The organism is Candidatus Nanopelagicales bacterium (assembly GCA_037045355.1).
Taxonomy (GTDB): domain Bacteria; phylum Actinomycetota; class Actinomycetes; order S36-B12.
Genome location: JBAOHO010000026.1, coordinates 287,108 through 303,566 on the forward strand (window position 1 = coordinate 287,108; position 16,459 = coordinate 303,566).

General features: G+C 66.7%; 11 protein-coding genes. 4 read left to right on the forward strand and 7 right to left on the reverse strand.

Annotated features, from left to right (window positions below):
- Position 1: 1 nt before the first annotated feature.
- From recD to recC, 3 genes are read right to left on the reverse strand one after another with little or no spacing between them, the layout of a single operon-like run.
- The gene (gene recD / locus V9E98_14015) at positions 2–1,903 is read right to left on the reverse strand and encodes an exodeoxyribonuclease V subunit alpha (protein ID MEI2718080.1); all 1,902 of its coding nucleotides are present in this window, start codon (positions 1,901–1,903) and stop codon (positions 2–4) included.
- Positions 1,900–5,247 carry a UvrD-helicase domain-containing protein gene (locus tag V9E98_14020; protein MEI2718081.1) on the reverse strand — a complete coding sequence of 1,116 codons (3,348 nt, stop codon included), beginning with the start codon at positions 5,245–5,247 and terminating at the stop codon, positions 1,900–1,902. Before V9E98_14020 ends, recD begins: the two co-directional genes overlap by 4 nt.
- A complete protein-coding gene (gene recC / locus V9E98_14025) occupies positions 5,244–8,753 on the reverse strand; it encodes an exodeoxyribonuclease V subunit gamma (protein ID MEI2718082.1) in 3,510 nt (1,169 codons plus the stop codon). The genes V9E98_14020 and recC overlap by 4 nt, the downstream gene beginning before the upstream one ends.
- Positions 8,754–8,836: 83 nt before the next feature.
- Between recC and V9E98_14030 the strand changes: the two genes are divergently transcribed.
- A complete protein-coding gene (locus V9E98_14030; GenBank protein ID MEI2718083.1) occupies positions 8,837–9,748 on the forward strand; it encodes an oxygenase MpaB family protein in 912 nt (303 codons plus the stop codon).
- Between the two features lie 107 nt (positions 9,749–9,855).
- Positions 9,856–10,257, forward strand: coding sequence for a hypothetical protein (locus V9E98_14035; GenBank protein MEI2718084.1), 402 nt, complete (start codon positions 9,856–9,858; stop codon positions 10,255–10,257).
- An 80-nt stretch (positions 10,258–10,337) separates the two neighbouring features.
- On the opposite strand, the gene V9E98_14040 is transcribed toward V9E98_14035, so the two are convergent.
- From V9E98_14040 to V9E98_14050, 3 genes are all read right to left on the reverse strand, one after another.
- Entirely contained in the window at positions 10,338–11,108 is a 771-nt protein-coding gene (locus V9E98_14040; protein ID MEI2718085.1) for an SGNH/GDSL hydrolase family protein, read from the reverse strand.
- Positions 11,109–11,457: 349 nt separating this feature from the next.
- Positions 11,458–12,132 carry a type II toxin-antitoxin system prevent-host-death family antitoxin gene (locus V9E98_14045; GenBank protein ID MEI2718086.1) on the reverse strand — a complete coding sequence of 225 codons (675 nt, stop codon included), beginning with the start codon at positions 12,130–12,132 and terminating at the stop codon, positions 11,458–11,460.
- A gap of 200 nt (positions 12,133–12,332) precedes the next feature.
- Complete coding sequence (locus tag V9E98_14050; GenBank protein MEI2718087.1) at positions 12,333–13,046, reverse strand: DUF308 domain-containing protein; 714 nt, start codon at positions 13,044–13,046, stop codon at positions 12,333–12,335.
- 322 nt (positions 13,047–13,368) lie between these two features.
- Between V9E98_14050 and V9E98_14055 the strand changes: the two genes are divergently transcribed.
- Together V9E98_14055 and V9E98_14060 are read left to right on the forward strand one after the other, a co-directional pair.
- On the forward strand, positions 13,369–14,250 hold the full coding sequence (locus V9E98_14055; protein MEI2718088.1) for a PepSY-like domain-containing protein: 882 nt from the start codon (positions 13,369–13,371) through the stop codon (positions 14,248–14,250).
- Between the two features lie 366 nt (positions 14,251–14,616).
- A complete protein-coding gene (locus V9E98_14060) occupies positions 14,617–14,841 on the forward strand; it encodes a DUF1232 domain-containing protein (protein MEI2718089.1) in 225 nt (74 codons plus the stop codon).
- Between the two features lie 17 nt (positions 14,842–14,858).
- Here V9E98_14060 and adh read toward each other — a convergent pair whose 3' ends face one another.
- A complete protein-coding gene (gene adh, locus V9E98_14065) occupies positions 14,859–16,382 on the reverse strand; it encodes an aldehyde dehydrogenase (GenBank protein ID MEI2718090.1) in 1,524 nt (507 codons plus the stop codon).
- Positions 16,383–16,459: the final 77 nt, after the last annotated feature.

Here is a 16,459-nt window from a genome sequence, read left to right on the forward strand (position 1 = left end):
GTCACGGTCTCGCTGTCAGGGCCGCGGTGAGCCTGTCGGTGAGCCCGGATGCCCGGACCACGCGTCGCCGCACCGCCGCTTCGACTGCCTCGGGGCGGGCTACGATCCGCACCCGACGGCGGGCGCGGGTAACGGCGGTGTAGAGAAGTTCCCTGGTCAACAGCGGCGACTCGACTTCCGGCAGGATCACGGTGACCGCATCGAACTGGCTCCCCTGGCCGCGATGAATAGTCATCGCGTCCATGTTCATGATGGCGTCAAGTCGTGTCGGGGACACCAACAAAGGGGCCTCGGGCCGATCGAACGCCGCTGCCCGTCGGCCGTCGGGACCCACGACGATGACACCCGCATCGCCGTTGTACAGCCCAATGCGGTAGTCGTTCGCCGTGACGATCACCCCTTGCCCCACCGGCCAGGGGTCGTCGGTATTCGCACTTCCGCCCACCCAAGCGCTAACGACGTCATTCCAGTGGGCTACCCCAAAAGGTCCGGCGCGGTGTGCACACAACAGCCTGTGGCTGTCCAGCGCGCTGAGAGCGGCCCGGGCGTCGCCACTGCGGGCCGCGTCACGGATCGCTGTGGTCGTTTCGATGACGTCACTTCGCAGGCGGCTGAGCGTCTCGGTGCCATCCTCGGGTGTCCACTGGACGAACTCGAGGTCCGGATGCTGTCCAGTGAGCAACTCCAGAACCTTCGGTCCATCGCCGCTGCCGATCGCGGTGGCCAGCGCGGCGATGGTGCCGGTGAAGCGGTGCCCGCGGGACAACACGACTGTCCCGCACCCTGAGACCTCGTCCACCGGGTCAGCGGGGGCGATGGCCCGCAGCAGTTCGGCTCGGGCTCGCGCCAGAGGGGCGTGGACGGCGACCAGGTCGCCGAGGACAGCCCCTGCGTCGATTGCAGCCAGTTGGTCGGGATCACCCACAAGCACCAGGCGCGCAGCGGGGCGCATCGCGTCCAGCAGGCTGCCCATCAGGTTGATGTCGACCATGGAGCATTCGTCGATCACCACAACCTCGGCGGTCAGGGGGCTGTGACGGTCGTGGCGGAACGGCCGGCTGGGGTTGGCTGTGGCGCCGAGCAGCCGGTGAAGTGTGGTGGCGGGGATGGGCGACCCGAGCCGCCCACCGGCGGGGAACCAGCGCTGGAGAGTGGCAGTGGTGGCCTGCTGCAACCGGGCGGCGGCTTTGCCGGTGGGCGCGGTCAATGCGATTCGGACGTCGTGAGAGTGGGTGTGACGCAGAGCCGCCACGATGCCCGCGATGGTGGTCGTCTTCCCCGTTCCGGGACCTCCGGCAAGGATCGTCAGAGGTCCGGCCAAGGCGGTTGCGACGGCGAGGCGCTGTCGATCCGGTGCGCCACCGGGGAACAGGAGTTCCAGCGCCGTGCGTGCTGCCTGTGGATCCAAGGGCGGTGGCGGGTGGAGGAGCCGTTCGACCAACTGGTCGCGGATGGCAGTCTCGCGCTGCCAGTACTTCTGCAGGTAGAGCCGCTCTCCCGCCCAGCGCAAAGGTCGATTCTCGCCTCCAGATTCCCCGACAGCGACTGCCGGAGAATCGCTCAGCGCCCTTGCCCAGAAGTCGAACTCCGGCCACGGGAGCTCGGCAACGGCGGTGCCGTCGTCCGTCATGTTCTGGGTCCGCTGCGCAGCCTCGAGAGAGATCGCGATGGAACCGTGACGCAGTGCCCGTACGCACAAGGCGGCGGCGAGTGCGACGGCCTCATCGTCCCGGTCCGGCCCGTTACCGGTCGCGATGCGCACGAACGCATCGCCCGCCTGGACGTCGGCGGTGGTGAGGACTCCTGAAGTGTTGAAGTCCGCGAGCAGCCCGCGGGCCCGCACGCTCCGGGAGCTGTCCGTGGGAGTCGTCAGGAGTCGGGACAGCGGCAGATCGGTTTTCATGACCGGCCCCTCAAGAGGTCGGAGACGTCGGCGATGAGGGCGGGCGGTGGGCGCCAGTCGAAGACCCCGTACGGACTGTCGCCGTCGACTTCGGTGTCAGCGCCGCACATGCCCCTGACGAACAGGTACAACACGCCGCCGAGGTGAGTCGCGGGATCGTAGTGCGGTAGGCGCCACCTCAGGTAGCGGTGCAGTGCCACTTGGTAGAGCAGCGCCTGCAGGGGGTAGTGCGCCGTCATCATGGCGTCCGCCATCGCAGCGCGGCTGTAGTCCTGCGCGTGCAGGATGCGCCGGGACAGCGATCCGCCGATCCAATTGGTCTTGTAGTCCGCGACCACGAACCGGGGGCGGGCCGGTGTCCCGACCCGCAACACAGCGTCGATACTGCCGGCCAAGAAGCCCACGAGGCGTTGCCCGGTGAACGGGTCGGTGGTGAGGTGATCGGGATATGCCCCAAGGTCGTCATCGGTCGGCAGGTGGTCGCTCAGGCAGCCCGCGAGATCGGCCACAGTCGCGGGACGTCGTGGGTGGTCGCCCCCAGCAAGCGGTAGTTCGAAGTCCAGTTCGGTCAAGCGATCCCCTGCCGCAATGGCGGAGAGGTCGCGGTTGTCGGTCAGCGGACCGAGTGGTGTCGTCAGGCTGGGCATCATGGCCGTCGCCAGAGTCGCGGGGTCAAGGTCGGGTATGGGACGGTCGCGCAGCGCGTCTGCCGCGCATCTACACAGATGCGCCGCAGGGTCGGCGACATCGGGGTCGAAGGTCTCGTAAATCTTGTGGACGATGAGGCCGAACGTTGTTCCGGTCGGTAGATCGGCCATGGGTGAGATCTGTCCGACGTGTGTCCGGGGAGCAAGGCTGGGATCGTCGGTCACCGCCCCCTCGGGTTCGTCGTCCTTCCGCAGGTGCTCGGTGTCATCGAGGTAGGCGGACTCATGTGCCGCTGCTGTGATTGCTGAGTAGGAAGTCCGCCGCCACGAAGTGTCGACGGTTCGGGAGTAGGTTGCCGCAGTCAGTGGGGGAGCTGGCGCGGGACTCGAGACGGACGGGGCGGCAGCCGGGGGGCTTGCCACTTCGACCGGGAAGCCAAGGGCCTGCTCGACTTGCGCCAAAGTCAGTGTGTAGGTCTGGCTGGGAGCCTCGTGTCCTTCGAGCCGGGCCCCCAGCAGGCGCTGCAAGGGGGAACTCGCTGTGGTCCGACTCGGCAGCCACCACATCGTCACCCGGGAACTGGCGCGCGTCATGGCGACGTACGCCTTACGCAGGCTCTCCCCCGAGTCCTCAAGGAGGTGTCGCTGCCGGTTGTGGCTCCAGTGAGGACCGGTGCGGCCGCGGACATCGAGCACTCTGCGCCCGCTGTCGTCGTGGAGACGCAAGGTGTCAGGGTCCCGGTCGACCCACCGCGACCAGAGGAACGGCAGATAGGTGATCGGGAACTCCAGGCCTTTGCTGCTGTGGATGGTCAGAATCTGGACAGCATCGGCACCGATATCGAGGCGTCGCGCGGCTTGCTCACTGTCGCGGGCGCTGTCGGCGATCCGCTGCCGGAGCCAGGTGATCAGACCCGCGAGTCCGCGGACGCGGGACGCCGCATGGAGTTCCTCGGCAATGTGACGGACATCGGTCAGCATCCGCTCCCCATCGGGACGCGCGAGGATGGTCGGCGTCATCCGCGGGGCCATGCCGCCCAGCACCCCGGCGATCCCACTGTCGGGGAAGCGCGCTGCCCAGGTGCGCAGGTCGGCGGCAGCGCGGTCGGCCACGTCTGCGTTCAGCACCAGATCGGCGAGTTGGTAGCCGAGTAGGGGGGTGATCATGGCAGTACGGACAAGTTCCGGGCGCTGGGGATTCGCTAGGGCGTGCAGCACGGTCAACCAGTGCTTGGCCGCGGGGGTGCTGAACACGTTCTGTGTGCCGGTCACGACCGCGTTGATTCCCGCGGTTCGCAACGCGTCGTGCACGCGGTCGGCGTCCGCGTTGCGATCGACGATGACCGCGATATCACGCGGTTCGACGGGGCGTTCTCCGTCCGCTGTGACGATGGTTGTTCCGCTGGCGATCATGGTGGCGATGTCCTGGGTCAGGTCGTCACTGACCAGGGCCCGAAGTGTCTCCATTCGCGCGGAACCGTCCACATCGGGCAGCGTCCGAACCCGTAAGGGGGCCGGGTGAACCCCGCCGTTCACCCGCCGGCGATGATGGCGAGAGGTCACGGGTCGGACGCGGATGCGCGGGTCGCCGAGGTCGATGTCACGGAAGAGGTCCGAGACTTCGGCGACGAGTTCGCTGTCGGTGCGGTGGTTCACCATCAGCGTGGCTTGTCGATCAGCGCATCTCTGCGCTGTCAGGTAGGTCGCGACATCCCCGCCGCGGAATGCGTAGATCGCCTGCTTGGGGTCGCCGATGAGCACCAGGGTGCTGTGGCCGTGGAACGCACGCTGCAGGATGCGCCACTGCAGTGGATCAGTGTCCTGGAACTCATCCACCATGACCACCGAGTAGCGCTCCCGCAGCAGGCGGCAGGCGGTGTCGCCGGTGACGGGATGGTGCACCGCGGCATCCACCCGGGTGATCAGGTCGTCGTAGGTCACTGACCCGGCCATGCGGCGACGCCGCAGTGACTCAGCGCGTACCCGCTCGGCGAACATCTGGCGATCGGCGCACACTTGACCAGCGACCACGGGTCCCGCGTCCAGCGACGCGAGGGGATCGCCGAGAGCTGCCCGGGCGATGCTCTTCGCCTTGGCGAAGTTCATTCCCGCGGGTGGCTCGTCGTCGGGATAGGTCGCCAGGTACATGTCGGTGACGACTCCGTCATCGAGGTCGGTGGTGTCGGTGATGAACGACTCAAGGGGATCGGTGTCGGCCGTCAGGCCCAGCGCAGCCAGGGTCTCTTGACAGAAGGAGTGGGTGGTCGCGATCGAGGCCCGCTCGAATGTCGCCAAGGCGTCACGGAGGCGCTGCTGCCGCTCGGCACGCATAGGCCGTGATCCTCTGCGCAGCACCTGGACGATCGGATCGTCACTCGGTCGCTCGTCGGTGAGATCACGCACTGTGCTCGCCAGCCGTTCTCGCACTCGCTCGCGCAGCTCGCGGGTCGCGGCTCGGGTGAACGTGATCAGGAGAAGTTCCGGCAGGGAACAGGCACCCTCGGCGATGTAGCGAACGGCCAGCCCGGCCATGGTGTACGTCTTTCCGGTCCCCGCGCTGGCTTCGAGCAACAGTGTTCCGCTGGGCAGGGTCCCGGTGAGGTCGTACTCCTCGGGTTGGAGGTTGTACTCCTCGGGTTGGAGGTCGATCTGCTCCGGTTGGAGGTCGGACTGCTCGTTGCCGGTGGCGCCGTTCATGCGTGGTCCTCGCCGGCAAGCAGGGGGCGCCACACAGTGAGGGCCGAGTCGGCGAGTCCACCCTGTCCGTCGCTGCCCGGGGTGGCCAGGAGATCGAAGGAGTCGCGGGTCCCCCACAGCAGCGTGACAGCGGGATCGGCCGCCTCGTGACCGGGCTTGCCTTCGCCCGACTGCCACAGGTGACGAGCGGCCGCCAGCGCTCGATCCGGTCCCCCTCGCAGGTACTCGGTCGCGTAGCGCCTGCCCACCTCGGGCATCAGCGGGATCGGGACGGTCCCGCCCCGGGCCATCAGCCCGGTCAACTGATCGAGTGCGACCACAGCCTGTTCGGCGGGGATCGGCCGGAATGTCCATCGCGCCACCGGATCGGAGTCGCTGGAGCCTCGGGCGAACACGGTCGCCGATAGGGGCGCCGATAGGGGCGCCGAGAGGGGCGCCGATAGGGGCGCCGACAGGGGCGCCGACAGGCTCGTGGATGGTGGGTCGGGGCTCATCGCGGATACCGCCAGGAAACGTACCCACAGCCCGAGGATGCCCTTGGCTTTCAACCGGGAGTACGAGACCTCGATCAGTTCTGTCGCTGTGATCCCTGAGACCACCCCGGTCAGGCGGCTTCCACTCGGAAGAGCGACGCGGACCGGGATCTCGCTGGTCAGGTCGCTCGTCGAGTGGCGTTTCGCGTGCTCCGCGATGGCCCACGCCTCTCGACCGATGTCGAGGAACACTTGACGTCCGATGGCGCCTGGGGGCAGATCGCCCCTCAGGGACTCCGCTCTTTCGATAGCCGCCGGTTCGTGGTTGTGCAGCAGGTCCCGCAATACCCGGTCGCCGACCGTCCACCGGGCCAGACCGTCGAGCTCGACGCAGAGCTGATCGGGCGCAGGATCGTGGTCGTCACCGATCACGACTCCGAGTCGCTCCCGGACGAAGAAGCCCGGCGGGTTGGCCAAGAAGCGAGCCAGATCCGCGACATCGACATCGAGTCCGGCACTGGCACCGGCACCGACACCCGCACCGGAACTGGCCGTCGACTCGGACAGTGCCGGGATCGGAGATCGCGCGGGGGCGCCGCCGGGGGCGCTCAAGGCTTGGGCCCCGGCGAGAGCGACCCGATCGTGGCTGAAGATCCGTTCGGGCATCAGCGCTCCGTCAGTGAAGTTGGCGGGGTCGAACGGCTGCAACGGATGCCGCACGGGGATGTCCGTCGGCGCCACCCCGGTGACGTGGGCAACGGCGTCGATCAACTCCGCGACAGGTTCGGCCGGGGGGCGAGCTCGGTTGGTGTGCGGATCGCGGCCGGTGTACGTCACCACCAAATGACCCCGTGCCGCCATGATGGCGTCGAGGAGCAACTGCCGGTCTTCCGCCGCTGGGTCGCGTTCACCGATCCGAGGTGTGACGGCGGTGATGTCGTCGCCATCGCGGACCGATTTTCGGGGGAAGAGGTCGTCGTCGAGTCCCAGCAGGCAGACCACCCGATAGGGCACCGCCCGCATCGGGGCCAGCGAGCAGACGGTCACGCCACCGGTGCGGAAGTTGCTGCGCGTGGGCCGGCCGGCGAGCAGATCGGCCGCCCAAACTCTGATGTCACCTGAGTCCAGACTCGCGGTGGTCCCGGCGCTGTCTGTGCGCAGGGCGGCAACGGCAGCGAGCGCCGCGGGCATGTGCCACGACTGAGTCCCTTCGCTGATCGCTGCCAGGCCGTGGCTCAGCAGGTCGGCCCACTTGCCGGGTGGATGTGACCCCCGCAGTTGTCCCGACAGGCCGCGCAGCCGGTCGAGCAACTCGGCCAGGGCACCCACTAGGTCGGTGTCGGCGCCGGTGAGGGCTCCGTAAGGCAGGACCCTGCTGCAGTCGTCGAGGTTCTGGTCGGTCATGGCGATCCCGAGCAGAACGCGGTTCACCCCGGAAACCCATGTGTTCTGGGCGATGGGAACTCCGAACCGACGCCGGTCATCGGTGTCAAGACCCCACCGGATGCCCGCGCTCGGAACGAGTTCGTTGAGTCGCTGCAAGTCGGTGTCGCTGAACGCGAACTTGGCTCGGACGGCAGGAAGTGAAGCGAAGTCCAGCACGGCACTGGCCTCGAACCGGCCGTGGACCATGCTGAGTAGCCGATCGAGTGCGACGAGTACGTCGTTGTTCTGAGCTGATGTCCGATCAGCCACTCGGACTCGCAGGTTCGTTCCCGGGTCGTCGGGACCGCGCCCTGCGACATCGAAGGTCGCCGTGACGAGCGGGGCGAACGCGGTCACGTCCGGGCACATGATGATGATGTCGCGGGGCTCCAAGGTGGGGTCGGACTGCAGCAGCGCGAGGAGGGTCTCGCGCAGGACCTCTACCTGGCGGGGGCGACCGTGGCAGTCGTGGATCTGGACTGTGGTGTCTGGCGGCGAGGTGTCCGGCATCTCGCCGGTCGTGGTGGCGGACACTGGGATGTCGGATGTCGTGGGATCCGCGAGCACACCACCTGCGTGGGTGTGGGGATCGTCGGCCCTGATCGCGGCTTGGAGTTGTCCCAGGGCCCCGGCGGCGGTGGGAGTGGGGTCGGACTCGAGTGGCCCGGTGGCCGCCCCGATGGTGGCGTTCAGTCGCCAGGTCAACTCCCCGGAATCTTGGCCGAGGGATCGGAGCAACGGATGATGCGCATGCCGCAGTGCGGGACTTTCTCTGCGGGGGGGCGGGTCGCCTCTGACGACTGATGCGGCGATTGAGCGCCACCGGGCCGGAGAGGGGTCTGGAACCCATAGGTGGACGTCGCGCTCCAGTGCCAGTGCTCCGAGCACCCGCAGGTGCAGTTCCGGGATCCGGGTGGGGCCGAAGATCGACAGACGCGCGGGCAGGGTGTCGGCCGCCACGGGAACGCGGTCTGAAGGCGGCGGGATCGCGATCCGCTCGACCAGAGCACGCCACAGGTGGGGCTGCCACGCGTGATCCGCACCGACAGCCGCTCCGTATCCGTCGCTCTGGCCGCCGCGCGACCAGTCGCGCAGCATGTCCGGCCGCTCCAGGCCGTAGCGGTGGAAGAGTCGCGCGATCCGGCGGGCCAGGGCCATCCTTCGCCCGGGGCGGGTGGTGTCGGTGGCGGACTGCCCGGTGGCGGACTGCCCGGTGTCGGACTGCCCGGTGTCGGACTGCCCGGTGTCGAAATGGAGGTGGGTGCGCAGAGGCAACGCCCAGTCCCGGTCGAGCGACGATGTGATGGTCTCCAGCAGCGGCCAGGCCATGCGCTGCGGCAGCCAGGTGTCGTCGCCGATGTCCAGGACCTGGTTGGCCAGGTCGTCCAGTGACCAGAATTCCAGGTTGGCGCAGACGCCGTCGGTCGCGTCCTGCTGAGAGATTCCGAGCAGCTGGCCTAGTTGCTGCGACAAGAACCGCTCGACTCCCCGCGTGGGGACCGCGACTATGTCCGGCGTGAACGGATCCGATGGGGGCTCTGCGAGGAAGTGGGCAATCTCCGACACCAAGAGGTCGGCGCGGGAGTTCGGGTGCAAGTGCAGCGGCATCACTGTCAACTTAACCCTGATCAAGTTCTCCTCGGTGGAGCCCGCGAAGTGCGGACCTGTGGCCCTCATGCCAGCCTGTGCCTGTGGCCCGGTCGATCCTGGAACCCCTCGCGGCATCTGTACGCCAGGTGCTGGCCGGCAGCGACGATGGCCGGTCCACGGCGGTGACCGGGATCGAGGATCCGCCGGGGGCACCGGGTTGGTTCACCCCTGGGGATGCCGTGTGGACAGTCCACGGTTCGGTGGCGACGTTCCTCGGCGGTATCCGCTCGCTGCTGCTTCAGTCACTGCATCCCTTGGCTCTCGCCGGAGTGGAACAGCACTCGAACTACCGCGACGATCCCTTCGGGCGCCTCCAGCGCACCGGCGCGTTCATCGCCGTCACCACATACGGTCCGGAGAAGCTGGCTGATCGGACAGTGGCTCGGGTGCGGGGCATGCACCGTCGGGTTTCCGGCGTGACGCAGGACGGTAGGGCCTACACGGCCCAGGATCCACGGTTGCTCGAATGGGTCCACGTCGCCCTGGTGGATTCGATGCTGACGGCCTACCTCGAGTACGGTCACGACGGCCGGATCGACCCTGACGAGTATGTGCGCAACATGGCCGTTGTCGGTGCGGCTACAGGCGTCACGAACCCACCTTGCACCGTCACGCAGTTGCGTCGGTCGATCAACGGCTTTCGATCAGAACTCAGCGGCGGGCCAGACGTCCAACAGATGAAATCGTTCGTCATGGCTGCCCCACTTCCGGTGGCACTGAGGCCTGGCTACGGTCTGCTCGCACGAGCCGCACTGGATACCCTCCCGGACTGGGCGGTGATCATGCTGGGGGAGAGGCCAGTGCCCGGACCTGTCCGTCGCGCTCGAGCGGTTGTGGCGGACTCTGCCCTGCGGACCCTGTCATTCGCCCTCGTGCGCTCGCCCGCCCAGATCGCCGGAGAGCGGCGACTGCAGGCGGCGGCACCTGCGTCACCAGTGACCGTGAGTCCCTGATCGCAGGGCTGCGCTCAGTTCCCCGAGCGTTGTCGCCCCCGGAAGCCGGCGTCAGCGACCGCCAGGGAGTCGTTCACCGCGGGACCTGGCGGGCTACAGTCGCCGGGATGAACGTTGTGCTGTTCGCGTTCGTGGTCGTTGCCGGGCTGCTGGGGCTGGCGGCGCTGGTCGGCTTCACACTGAGTCGCACCGTTGTGCGGGGAAATGCCGAGAAGGCCCGCGCTTCTCTGGGTCCTGGGCACCCGCAAGATCACGAGGAGTCCGCAGCCATGCTCGCACCGGACTCCTCTTTCGGGGTCTTACGCCTGACTGTGGCTGACCTGCTCTACGCGGACGGGGCGGGGACGATCGTCACGATCGACCGAACCTCCATCATGGCCGCGGCCACCGTCGATTCAGGTTCCGCGGGGCGCGCTTTGCGCCGCCCGGCGCTGGCCATCAGTTCCGATGATGGGGCCTGGGTGTTCGCCGTCGGAGACGTGCACGAATGGTTGCGGCGACTTGAATGAGGAGACTCGGACGGGTCTCGACTGCTGGTTCGACTGTCCGGGGACAACCCTTGTGCGACACCACGGTTGCGCCGAACCCTTCAGCCGAGCGTGGCGGCGGGAACCGGTCGAGGGTACTTGGGCTGAACTCCATCGCCCGAGCTGCGGCCCAGGATGCGCCGTCCGATCCAGGGGGCGAGGTGGGTTCCCATCCATGCGGCATCCGAGCCGACCCGGCCGACAACCGAGGGAGGATTCTCGTGGGGCAGCGGGGCGCGCCAGTCCCATGTCGGTATTCCCAGGTCCTCGAGAACCGCCGCGGCCACCCGTTCATGACCGGACGAATTCAGATGGAGGCGGTCCGCAGCCCACAGCCGTGGATCATCGAACACCCACGCGTACCAGAAGTCGGTCACTGTGCATCCGTGCCGACGGGCGAGATCGAGGATGACGTCGCGGTAATCGCGCAACCGGTTCTCGACGGCGCCCAGTGCCTTGGACCGGCGCGACGGTTGCCCGAACGTGACGATCACAACGTCCGCGCCACCGGATCGAGCCTGCGCCAATCCTGCGTCCCAGGCGGTGGTCATGGCCGCGAGATCCCAGTGGGGCCGCAGGGCGTCATTGACGCCACCCGCGATGGAGATCAGGTCCGGCTCCAGGGCCAAGGCGGTGGGCAGTTGGTCAGCAAGGATCGGTGCCAGCAGTCGGCCACGGATCGCCAGGTTGGCGTACTCGAGATCCGGGTTGGAGCGAGCCAGTTCGCCGGCCACCCGGTCGGCCCAGCCGACGTGACGGTCCCCGGAACCCGGATCCTCGAGTCCTTCGGTGAACGAGTCACCGATCGCCACGTACCGCCGCCACTGCGACATTCTGCCTCCTGTCGACGATTCTGCGGAGAGCCTAGTGCCCGTGCCGGGCACCCCTGGAACGTGCGTTCATCGGAAGCCGAGATGCCAGGCGGATGACGATTGCAAAGCGCGTCTTTCGTGAGGAGACCCTTTCGTGAGCAGGACCTTTCGTGGGCAGGACCTTTCGTGAGCAGGACCTTTCGTGAGGAAGACCCGGTAGTCCTTGCGGGCGGGCACGTGGTCAGGGACGTCGTGGAGCGGTCATGGAACGTCGTGGATCGCTGTGTCGAGATGTCCCCGGTCACGTCGGTCACGCTGATCGTCGCCAGTCGGACGGTTGGGCAGTTGCCAGGCAGCGACCCCTGCCCTATCACCCCTCGGCGATCGGGTCGAGGTAGTCCAGTCCCACTGCTGTCAGGATCTGTTTCAGGTGGCTGTCATTGGTCACCACCACGGTCCCGCTCCCGAGCAGAACTGCGGAGGCCACGTGGATGGCATCGAGGGTCCTGACGTGTTCGCTGATCGACTCCGCGGTCGTCAAGACCGCCTCGGTGATGGGAAGAAGCGCGAGATTGTCCAGGATCTCGTCCGCCTCGGGTAGTGGATGACCCTCCCGGCGTAGTACCCGGATCAGTTCGGTCTGGAGGAGTCGCGATGACACCAGACCGTGCATGGCGCTCGCTGTCGCCCGGTCGAACCAAGCTCTCGCTGCGGGGGTACCTGCCAGTGCATGGACGGCCACCGAAGTGTCGAGGTAGTACCGCCGGGTGATCGTTTGTGTCACCTGTCGGAATCCATGTCGGCAAGCAGGTCGGCGATAGTTGCCGCCGTCTTTAGCTGCCAGGCACGTCGACTCGATAGGTGGGCGGGACGGGGGTGGTTTCGCGGGTATCAGTGCGAGCAAAGTCCGGTTGCTGTCGTCGGGTGGCACCAGCTTCGCAACGGGGCGCCGATGTCGGGTCACCACGTAGGTCTCCCCAGACTCGACGTCTGCCAACGCCTCGGTGGGGTTCTGGCGCAGCTGTGCGACAGTGATGGTCTTCATGGGACAAGGGTAGGGAAGAGATCTACCTAGATCTACTTTCGAGACCGCTATTCGAGGATCCGTTCTCAAGGGCCTTGGCGAAGCCAAGGCATGCTGTGCGCCACCCGAGACCGAAACTGCGACCGGGAATGACTCTGCCCAGACCCCAATGGCGGGCCCGGGCAGAGTCGCAGAGTCGCCAATGAGTGGCGAGGGGTCAGCTACTTCGCCAGGATCTTGCCGAACCTGCGGATCTGGAATGCGCGGATGATGTTGATGATCCCCTCCATCAGGGCCCAGGCACCGGCGAAGATCAACAAGGTGTAGGCCCTCTCGATGAGGAACTGCCCGGACACCCAGAACGCGATGATGATCATGATGATCGCGGCCACGAGGCTCAGCCACCACAGGTCGTTGTTCCCCTTGGTCGAGAACGCCTCGATAGCCCAGAAGACTCCGACCAGGAGGAACAGGAAGCCCAGCGAATCCGCGAGGGCGAGGAATGTCGCACCGGGATTGAACAGGGCCCAGAGGCCGGCGAGAACGAACAGAATGCCGAAGAGCACCCACACCCACTTCCAGCCCTGGACGACCGACGCGAGCACGAACTGTTGGATGCCGGTGAAGAGGAACATCGCGCCGACGACGATGCCGACTGTCGCGGCCGATTCCGTGTTGAACTGGAGTACCACGAGGGCGATGATCAGCCAGGCGATCCCGATGACGAGCCACAGCCACCACATCTTGGCCATGCCGCTCAACTCCGCCTTGACGTCGGCGGCCAGCGCGGCCCGCTCCTCGGGACTGGCTTCGACCGCCTCCTCCATCTCGATGAGGGCCTCAGCAGGGTTCTCGACCCGGCTGGTGTTGTCGTCCGGGGCGGTGGTTTCGCCCGGCCTGGTGTTCTCGTCGGTGTGGACGCTGTCGTCTGCCATGGGTTTCGACTCCTTGTCTCGTGCTTGGGCGGCCGGCGCTTGGTCCAGCCGTGACTGCTCGTTCACATCTAGCAGGGTCGGCCGGTAGGTCTGGCATGCCACGCCGCCGCCGACAACGACAGTCGGGTCACGAATTCGGGTCACCAACTGCGTCAGGGCATGAGTGGAAGGACTCCTCGGAACGAGACAATGTTGTCAGCCCAGAAGCGAGCGAGCCAGGAAGCGAGCAGCCAGAAACAGTGGAGGGGACCCGAATCGGATTCACAGCCGATACTCAGGTTGGCGCGGGATGGTCAGGTCATCGACAACACGAGGAGTAGACATGGAGACCAAGTCGATCGCGATCGTGGCCGGTGCGGCCGCTGCCGGTGGAGTACTGGCGCTGGCGGGTTTGAACCTGGCCACTGCGGCCACGGGTTCCCAGGATGCTGTCATGGGTCAACGTGCCCCGATGGCCGGCCAATACGGCATGGGCCAGGGAGGCCCGGGCGGACCGCATGGCACGCCGGTGACCGGTGAGGCGGCGGACAAGGTGACCGCAGCGGTGCAGGCGCAGTATCCCGACGCGACGGTGATGTTCGTCGAGGAAGAAGACGGCGGTTATGAGGCGCATGTGCGCAAGTCCGAAGGGACGATGGTCCATGTGACGTTGGATGCCGACTTCCAGATCACGGGCGAACACACGGGCCCCGCGATGGGCCCCGGCGGTCCGGGCGGACCGCATGGCACGCCGGTGACCGGTGAGGCGGCGGACAAGGTGACCGCAGCGGTGCAGGCGCAGTATCCCGACGCGACGGTGATGTTCGTCGAGGAACAGGACGGCGGTTATGAGGCGCATGTGCGCAAGTCGGACGGGACGATGGTCCATGTGACGTTGGATGCCGACTTCCAGATCACCGGCGAACACACCGGCCCGGCTATGGGTGGTCCCGGCCGCATGGGTCCGGGGCACCACGGGAAGCCGGTGACTGGCGCCAAGGCCAAGAAGGTGAGGGCGGCCGCGAAGGCCGAACTGCCCAGCGCCACTGTCATCCGGGTCGAGAAGGACCGCAACGGATACGAGGCTCATATGGTCAAGACCAACGGAACCCACGTGCTGGTGTCCGTCGGAAAGGGATTCCGGGTGACGGACGTCGAGACGTTCCCCGCGCCCGGTCAGATGGGCCGGTCACCGGCAGTCGAGTCCGATCCCGCCTCGGCCTGACGCCGACTCATCCGCAGCAGCCCCCGCCGCAGCATCCACCGCCGGCGGGGGCCTCGGGCGATCCCAGACCTCTCACGGCGCCGGCCACGGAGAGCAGGCGAACGGTGTCCGGATGGCCGCTCGGGCACGTCGCCGGATCACCGGAGTCCTTCATCGGTCGGGACTCGGTGAACGTGTCCCCGCAGGAACGGCAGCGGAATTCGTACGTCGGCACGGGGCCAGGGTATCCGGGGAAACGATGCCCCCCGGGGTTTCGGTCCCATCGGGCGCGGGAATCAAGAAGCGCATGGCACTGTTTCATGCAGTGGAGCGCGGCTGTTCGGGCGTGGAACTCGAGCACCGGGCCTTACCTGGGGAGTGTGGCGGATGTCGAGGTTGACGAAACCTGACCTGACGATCATCGTCCTGGCGCTGCTTTACGTCTTGATCCCGGTGGATTTCATCCCTGAGATCATCACGGGGCCGATTGGCCTGACCGATGACATGGCGGCTCTGGCTGTGATTCTGGCGACCGTGCTGCGGGCCCGCGATCGCGAGCCCGCAGCAGTAGTGGTCCCGGCCACTGTCACGCACGAGTCGTTCGAGCGCTGACCGAGTTCCGCTCAGGATCAGAAGAACCCCAGTTTCTGCGGAGCGTACGACACCAGCAGGTTCTTCGTCTGCTGGTAATGGTCCAGCATCTGGGCGTGGGTCTCGCGCCCGATCCCTGATCCCTTGTAGCCGCCGAATGCGGCATGTGCCGGGTAGGCGTGATAGCAGTTCGTCCACACGCGACCGGCCTGGATGGTGCGACCCGCCCGATACGCGGTGTTGATGTCGCGGCTCCACACACCGGCCCCCAGCCCGTACAGCGTGTCGTTCGCGATGTGCATGGCGTCGTCGAAATCGCTGAACGTGGTCACCGACACGACGGGCCCGAAGATCTCCTCTTGGAAGATCCGCATCGAGTTCTTGCCCTCGAAGATTGTCGGGGCGACGTAGTACCCACCGGAGAGGTCCCCACCGAGATCCACGGACTCACCACCACACACCAGACGGGCGCCCTCGTCCTGCCCGATCCTGATGTAGTCGAGGATCTTGTCGTGCTGCTCCTTGCTGGCCTGAGCGCCGATCATCGTGTCGCTGTCCAGTGGATCTCCTTGGACCACCAGTTTGGTGCGCTCGGTGGCATCGGCGATGAACTTGTCGTAGATCGACTCCTGGATCAGGGCCCGGCTCGGGCACGTGCAGACCTCGCCCTGGTTCAGAGCGAACATCGTGAAACCCTCGAGTGACTTGTCGTAGAAGTCGTCGTCCTTCATCGCGATGTCATCGAAGAAGATGTTGGGACTCTTCCCGCCCAGTTCCAGCGTGACCGGGATGATGTTCTCGCTGGCGTACTGCATGATCAACTTGCCGGTCGTCGTCTCGCCGGTGAAGGCGATCTTGGCGATCCGGTTGCTCGAGGCCAAGGGCTTTCCCGCTTCGAGGCCGAAACCGTTGACAATATTGAGGACGCCGTCCGGCAGGAGGTCGCCGACGAGGTCGATCCACCACATGATCGAGGCCGGAGTCTGCTCAGCCGGCTTGAGCACGATGGCGTTGCCGGCGGCCAGGGCCGGGGCGATCTTCCACACGGCCATCAGCAGGGGGAAGTTCCAGGGGATGATCTGGCCGACCACTCCCAGCGGTTCGTGGAAGTGGTAGGCGACAGTGTCGTCGTCGAGTTGCGACAGTGTGCCTTCCTGGGCGCGCAGGACCCCGGCGAAGTAACGGAAGTGGTCGATCGCCAATGGGATGTCAGCGGCCAAGGTCTCACGGACCGGCTTGCCGTTGTCCCACGTCTCGGCCACGGCAATGGCCTCGAGGTTCTGTTCCATGCGATCGGCGATGCGGAGCAGGATGTCGCCACGCTCGCCGGCCGAGGTGCGGCCCCAGACGGCTGCCGCGGCGTGGGCGGCATCCAGTGCCAGTTCGATGTCTTCCGCAGTGCTGCGGGCGATCTCGCAGAACGGCTTGCCGTTGACCGGCGAGATGTTGTCGAAGTACTGGCCTTTGACAGGGGCGACTCGCCGACCATCGATCCAGTTGTCGTAGCGGGACTCGTAGGACACGACGCTTCCCGGGGATCCGGGCGGGGCGTAAACCGTCATGTGATGACCTCCTGATCGGCCGGTTGTTCCGGTGCCCGTCAAGTTAGGCCGCGCGACGTTGCAGCAACGTTGCAGTT